At 35.6% G+C, this 6,231-nt stretch carries 5 protein-coding genes; all 5 read right to left on the minus strand.

The window, feature by feature from the left end; genetic code table 11:
- Positions 1-93 precede the first annotated feature (93 nt).
- Positions 94-1,113: an ABC transporter ATP-binding protein gene (locus FJR08_RS11545; protein ID WP_168633246.1), complete on the minus strand. Its 1,020-nt coding sequence runs from the start codon at positions 1,111-1,113 to the stop codon at positions 94-96.
- A gap of 171 nt (positions 1,114-1,284) precedes the next feature.
- Entirely contained in the window at positions 1,285-2,124 is an 840-nt protein-coding gene (locus tag FJR08_RS11550; protein WP_168633247.1) for a TdeIII family type II restriction endonuclease, read from the minus strand.
- Positions 2,125-2,138: 14 nt separating this feature from the next.
- A complete protein-coding gene (locus FJR08_RS11555) occupies positions 2,139-3,512 on the minus strand; it encodes a DNA cytosine methyltransferase (RefSeq protein WP_168633248.1) in 1,374 nt (457 codons plus the stop codon).
- Positions 3,513-3,561: 49 nt separating this feature from the next.
- Positions 3,562-4,734, minus strand: coding sequence for a DNA cytosine methyltransferase (locus FJR08_RS11560; protein WP_168633249.1), 1,173 nt, complete (start codon positions 4,732-4,734; stop codon positions 3,562-3,564).
- Positions 4,735-4,911: 177 nt separating this feature from the next.
- A partial coding sequence (locus FJR08_RS11565) for an amidohydrolase (RefSeq protein WP_168633250.1) occupies positions 4,912-6,231 on the minus strand: 1,320 nt, incomplete at its 5' end.

A 6,231-nucleotide genomic window follows, 5' to 3' on the forward strand; every position in this document is an offset into this window, starting at 1 on the left:
AGCTGTTTGGCTTTTTCGTCTAAATATGGAAGACAGAGCCTTCTGGAATTCATTCCCATACAGAGTATGGGAACGAGAAAATCCCTGTTCCCTCTATCTCATATTTTGCTTTTTCTCGGCTTTAGGATCACGATTAGCGACAGCAGCTAATTCGGCATCCATTAAGGTTTTGCCGGTGGCAGCTAGGTAGACATCATCTAAACTAGGACGAGATTGGGCGATGCCAAAAATTGGTAAATTGGCATTATTTAACGCCTGTTGAATCGTGATTAAAACGTCATTTTGGGGGGTGACTACTAAATTTAGGGAGTTACCTTGGGCGCTGTTGATGATGATTTCTTGGACAAAAGGTAAAGCCGCTAAAAGATTTTTTGCGGTTTCGGCTTCTTCACTGGGGGAAAATTCGCGGATTCTTAAAGTGATGCGATCGCCTCCTACCTGATCTTTTAATTGAGATGGTGTACCATTAGCAATAACCAAACCTCTGTCAATAATTGCCACTCTATCAGCTAAAGCGTCAACTTCTTCTAAATAATGGCTGGTAATGACCACTGTAGTTCCCGCAGTGCGTAATTGACGCAAGAAATTCCACACCACAACCCGGCTTTCAATATCTAATCCTACCGTTGGTTCATCTAATACCAGCACATCGGGCGCGTGGAGTAAACCAGCAGCCAAATCTAGCCGCTTGCGTAAACCACCGGAATAAGTGCCAGTTTTTTTATCTGCGTATTCTTGTAAACCCAGTAAATCCAAAATAGTGTTAATTCGCTGTTTAATCAGCGCACCGGGAAGATGATAAAGTGCGGCTTGTAATTGTAGTAACTCCCGGCCAGTGAGGACTTTATCTAAAGCTACTTCCTGGGCTACATAACCTAGCTTTTGTCGGGCTAATTTGGGGTGATCTAAGACCGAAATACCGGAAACTTCAATTTTGCCAGCATCGGGGGTTGTCAGCGTACACAAAGCCCGCAGAGTGGTTGTTTTCCCTGCCCCGTTGGGTCCTAGTAAACCAAATATTTCTCCAGGTTGGACTTGAAAGGAGACATCCTCAACTGCAACTACATTACCGTAGCTTTTTTTGAGATTTTCGATGAAAACGGCAGCAGCCATAACAGCTATAATCCTTAACTATACAATTCGCAACAATCTATCTTTATATTGTACAAGTTGGGCGATCGCTGTGATGAGTTGAATATTTCATTTTGGGATAATTTTCAGGACAGATTGGGGAAATACTCAAAAAATAGGCATTGTTTACCCGATACTAACTAATCAAAAACATTAAAATCCAAAAGCTAAAGCATCAAGCATATATTTACCTTTTTCTCGTCCAACTTCTAGATAAATTTCTAGTAATTCTTCATAAGCCGTTTCTCCACCTATTATTTTCCAAAAGTCATTACCGATAACAACTGCATCATTAAAAGGCGTATAATTTAGGGTATAAGACCATTTATAATCCGCTTTTGTTGCCACATAAGGATTATAAGGCATAGCATAATAAGCTTTCACTTGAGGACGATTTTTTCCACTTAGCAATTGAAATCTGAGTAACCGTTGTGTCACCTCTAAACACTGTCCTTTATTGGGCTTTGGACCCTTAATTTCAAAAAATAATTCTGTTCCATCTTTAGCTAAAATATACAAGTCCGTGCGAACAATTTTAAGTTCTAAATCATCACTGCATCTAGCATTCAACACTGCTGTTATCATCTGCTCTAAAGATGGCTTACCTTGCTTATTTGTTGCAGCAGATTCATATTTTTGTTTTTGAAGTTCAGCTTCTGCAAAAGCTGTAAGACTTACTTCAGCTTTAATATCATAACCTCGACGTACATCTTGATGATGCTCTAGCGCAATTAAACGAGCGCATTCTTCAAAAGAATTACCTAATTTTGTACTCAAGCCTCTTTCAAATTGATTAATACGTATTAATTCTGGTGGGATAAGTGCTGCTTGAAATGGCTTTAATTCTCCATTAGATGAAGACCTAGATAAATATTCGGCTGCATTATCTGGTTTTAAAATTTTACGTCCTTTATATTCATCTACAAGACCATCAATAAAACCTTCTAGATATCCTTTGATTGCTGCGCGAGTTGTAATATTAATAGCTGTCATGTGTTAACCAATGTTTAAAAAATAATGTTGAGTAAAGATTTAGCCAAATGATAGATTACAGGGACAGACACAGCATTACCAAATTGATGCTTTGCCTTATTTTCATTATCGGCTATTTGGAAATCTTCTGGAAATCCTTGTAATATTGCGTAATCTTTTGCCGTTAATGGTCTATATTTTTGAGGAAGATAAATTTTTTCAATAAAATTATGTTTATATATTTTTGGTTCATCACATTCTAGAGATATAGTTGCTACATAATCTCTCGTTCCCGTTGCGGTTAAAGTCCCAATAGCATCAGCATGAGGTAAATATATTTTAGAAATTCCCTTAATTCCTGATGAAATTTTAGAATTTACAAATTCATAACCTTTATTTTCTACAAAACGTAAAATTTCTTTATCTACTAAATGATTTATTTCTTCAATCTTCAAGTCAATAATTAAAGATTCTAAAATCTCATATTTCAAAGGATTACCATCTTTATCACCGTAAATTTTCCTTCTCCGATTTTTTAATATTGTTTGACAAATTGACTTTTCTCTCTGGGTTGTTTTGATTAAGTCCCAAGAATGAATGGTAGTATGTCCATCTCTAACATCTGAGAATAGAAAAAAATCATTTAATTCATCTATTCTTTGAAATCTACCTCTAGAACCAGGAATTTTACCATCTGTAAATAATACTTCTGGAGAAAATTTCTTTTTAGAAAAATCAGTGTGTTGAATATCAGGAATCATATCATATAATTTCCAATATTTATTTATGGGTTGAGGAAAGGTAAAACCCCAACTGTTATCTAGATCATTTCTAATTCCCACAATAAATATTCTGTCCCTATCTTGAGGTAAACCAAAATCATAGGAATTAAGAACTTGATATTTAACTACATAGCCAGATGATGTTAAATTTTCAAGAATATATTCTAAACTTGGTCTGTTTCTTGGTTCAGTTAAACCTTTAACATTCTCAAATATAAATGCTTTAGGTTGATTGGATTTTATAACTCGAAAAACATCATTCCATAATTGACCTCTGGGATCTTTTAAACCTTTTAATTTACCTGCGATTGACCAAGGTTGACAAGGAACACCACCGACCATTACATCTAGTTCAAAAGGTAGCTTGTCTAAATTAGTGATATCTCCTAAATATTGTTCGTCAGTATTGGTATCACGAATAAAATTATTTTTGTAAACTTTGATTGCCTCTTTGTCAATTTCTGAATAACCTAAACAAATTCCTCCTAGTTCTTCGAGAGGAATTCTAAAGCCACCAATACCGGAAAATAGGTCTATAAAGGTAAATTTAGTGGTAGGTTTTATGGTAGTTGTAGCTTGGAATAATGGGAATATTTCTAGCTGTTGAGCGTCAATACAAGATTTCATATTAATTTAGTACACAATTTTATATTATATCAGAAATGTTGACATTATATCAAGAAAATAGCGAAATGTGTTCAGTAACTTCTTTCCCTTTTGGTTGATTTCCCTGCATTGAATTAATCAGATATTCACCAAGTTCTTTCGCAAGTAACACCGGAACTGCATTACCAATTTGTTTATATTTAGAACTTATTGAACCATGAAAAATCCAATCATCAGGAAAAGTTTGAATTTTCGCAGACTCGCGCACAGTTAAAGGACGTAATTCTACAGGGTGACACATATCTGTAGCTTTTTGCTGGGGACTAGTTGTGATTGTTGGTGAAGGTTTATCCCAAGATAATCTTCTGTAAAAACCAACTTTTCCCCCACCAGAATTATAAGCACCTCCCATTGCTTCTGGTTGTAATTCTTCTGGTAAATTTTTCCAATTTTGTCCCGCTTGTAATAATCTTAAAAACTTGAGACGATTTTCTGAATAACTAATAAATTCTGGTTGAATATCCACAAAATCTATTAAGGCATTTTTTAAAGTTCTCCATTTTGGTAAAAATTTACCATCTTTACTATATTTAGCGAGAGGAAATGTAACAGTTTCACCATCTCTAGAACCAATAAAAACTACACGGGATCTATTTTGAGGAACACCATAATCTGCGGCTTCTAATAGGTTATAAACTACGTTATATCCTAATTCCTTCATTTCTGATAAAACTACTTTTAAAGCTGCACCATTCATTTCATCAAGTTCTAAAGCTGGGTAATCTTTTCCTCTTTGATTAATAGGACGATGACGCAAAGAAGCAGAAAGTAAACCTCTAACATTTTCCATTAGGAAAAATCGGGGTTGGACTTCTTTGACAATGCGGATAAAATCCATAAATAAACTTCCGCGCGGGTCCATAACTGAACCCCGTTTTCCTGCGGTACTAAATGGCTGACAAGGGGGACCACCCGTGACTAAATCTATTTCTCCTGGAAGTAAAGCACGACCTAAATTTAAAACTCTTCCTCCTTCTTCTAGTAATTCTTGGGAAGTAACTTTTTCTAATTCTCTGGGAATAGCACTTTCTTGGAGATAAGGTCTATTCAGAGCAATTGTTTTGACTGCATCTTTATCTTTTTCAACTACACTAACAGTATGAAATCCTGCTTGTTCTAGTCCTAAATCTAAGCCATAAGCACCTGTAAATAGGGAAATGCAAATAGGTTGATTATTGATCATTATTGTTTTTCTAATTTATTATTATGATCAATATAGTATATAATATAATGCGGCTTAGTTGAGAAAATTGTAGGTTGGGTAAACCGAAGTTAAACCCAACAAATATCGGTAAATGTTGGTTTTTGTTCCGATTGCTCCGCAACGCTAACGCGAACAAACCAACCTACATAAACTTACTTAATCTAGTCCCATTACTTGCCGATAATGAGGAGCTAATTTAACGACATTTGTTGATTGAGATGGTGTTTCCCAGTGACTACGATTCAACAATTCTTGTTGCAATTCATCAACATTGATTGTGGTAACTTTGCCATTATTAATAATTTGCTTACCATTTACCCAAGCACTATGCACAACATTGACAGGGCGACCTAAAACTAATAAACCGATGGGATCTGTACAGGGAAGTAATGATAAATTATTGAGATCATATAAAACTAAATCAGCTTGTTTACCAACAGTAATAGAACCAAGTAAATTTTCTAAATTTAACCCTTTTGCACCTCCTAAAGATGCCATTTCTACGGCTTGGAGTGGGGTAATCCAATGTTGATAATCTGGTTCTGTAATATTATGTAAAATCGAACCAATTTTAATTGCTTCTAACAAGTCTTGAGAGTCATTACTAGAAGCCCCATCACAACCAAAAGTCACATTTACTCCAGCTTGCATATATTTAATAATTGGGGCTATACCACTGCCTAAACGGAGGTTACTCAAAGGATTATGAACGACTGTAGATTTTGTTTGAGCGAGAATATTAATATCAGATTCATTCAACCAAACACAATGTGCTAAAGTTGTACAACTGTTCAAAAAACCAAGTTTCTGTAAATGTTTTACCGCAGTACAACCATATTTTTCTTCAGCAAGTTTCTCTTGAGCTTTTGTTTCTAATAAATGGGCATGACGACAAAGATTGTACTTATTACTTAATTCAATACATCCTCTGAATAAATCATCGCTGCATAACTGAATTCCCGTGGGTGCAACTAAAATATTAATTCCTTTTTCCGGTTGATGAAATTGCTTAACTGCCGCTTCAATAATGGCTAAAGTTTCCCCAGTAGAACGAAAATAAAGTTCATGATCTGGTTGCGATTCTCCATTTGGTATGCCCGCACTCAAAGATTCATCTTGAATTAAAGGAGCAATAAAAGCGCGAATTCCTACTCTTTGATAAGCCCGAACTACTGTGGCAATAGTTTCTAATTCTTGTCCAGGAATTAATACTAAATGATCAACAACGCTTGTCCCCCCAGAAAGTAAAGTTTCTACTGCTGTTCCCAAGGCACTGAGATAAACTTGTTCTGTATCTAAAGGAGTAAAATCATAGAGATGTGCTAACCATAATTCTAACGGTAAAGGTGGAATTACTCCTCGTTGCCACATTTCTGAAGAATGGGTATGGGCATTGAAAAACCCAGGTAATAAAAGTTTATTTTCCCCATTAATTACCGTGCCAATTATCTCTAAATTAGGGGCAATCGCGGCGAC

Source organism: Dolichospermum sp. UHCC 0260, from assembly GCF_009711985.1.
Classification (GTDB): Bacteria; Cyanobacteriota; Cyanobacteriia; order Cyanobacteriales; family Nostocaceae; genus Dolichospermum; species Dolichospermum lemmermannii.

Excerpts from the sequence above, each read along its gene's own strand:
- FJR08_RS11545 (WP_168633246.1), bottom strand. The coding sequence starts at position 1,113 with ATGGCTGCTGCCGTTTTCATCGAAAATCTCAAAAAAAGCTACGGTAAT.
- FJR08_RS11560 (WP_168633249.1), bottom strand. The coding sequence starts at position 4,734 with ATGATCAATAATCAACCTATTTGCATTTCCCTATTTACAGGTGCTTAT.
- FJR08_RS11550 (WP_168633247.1), bottom strand. The coding sequence starts at position 2,124 with ATGACAGCTATTAATATTACAACTCGCGCAGCAATCAAAGGATATCTA.
- FJR08_RS11555 (WP_168633248.1), bottom strand. The coding sequence starts at position 3,512 with ATGAAATCTTGTATTGACGCTCAACAGCTAGAAATATTCCCATTATTC.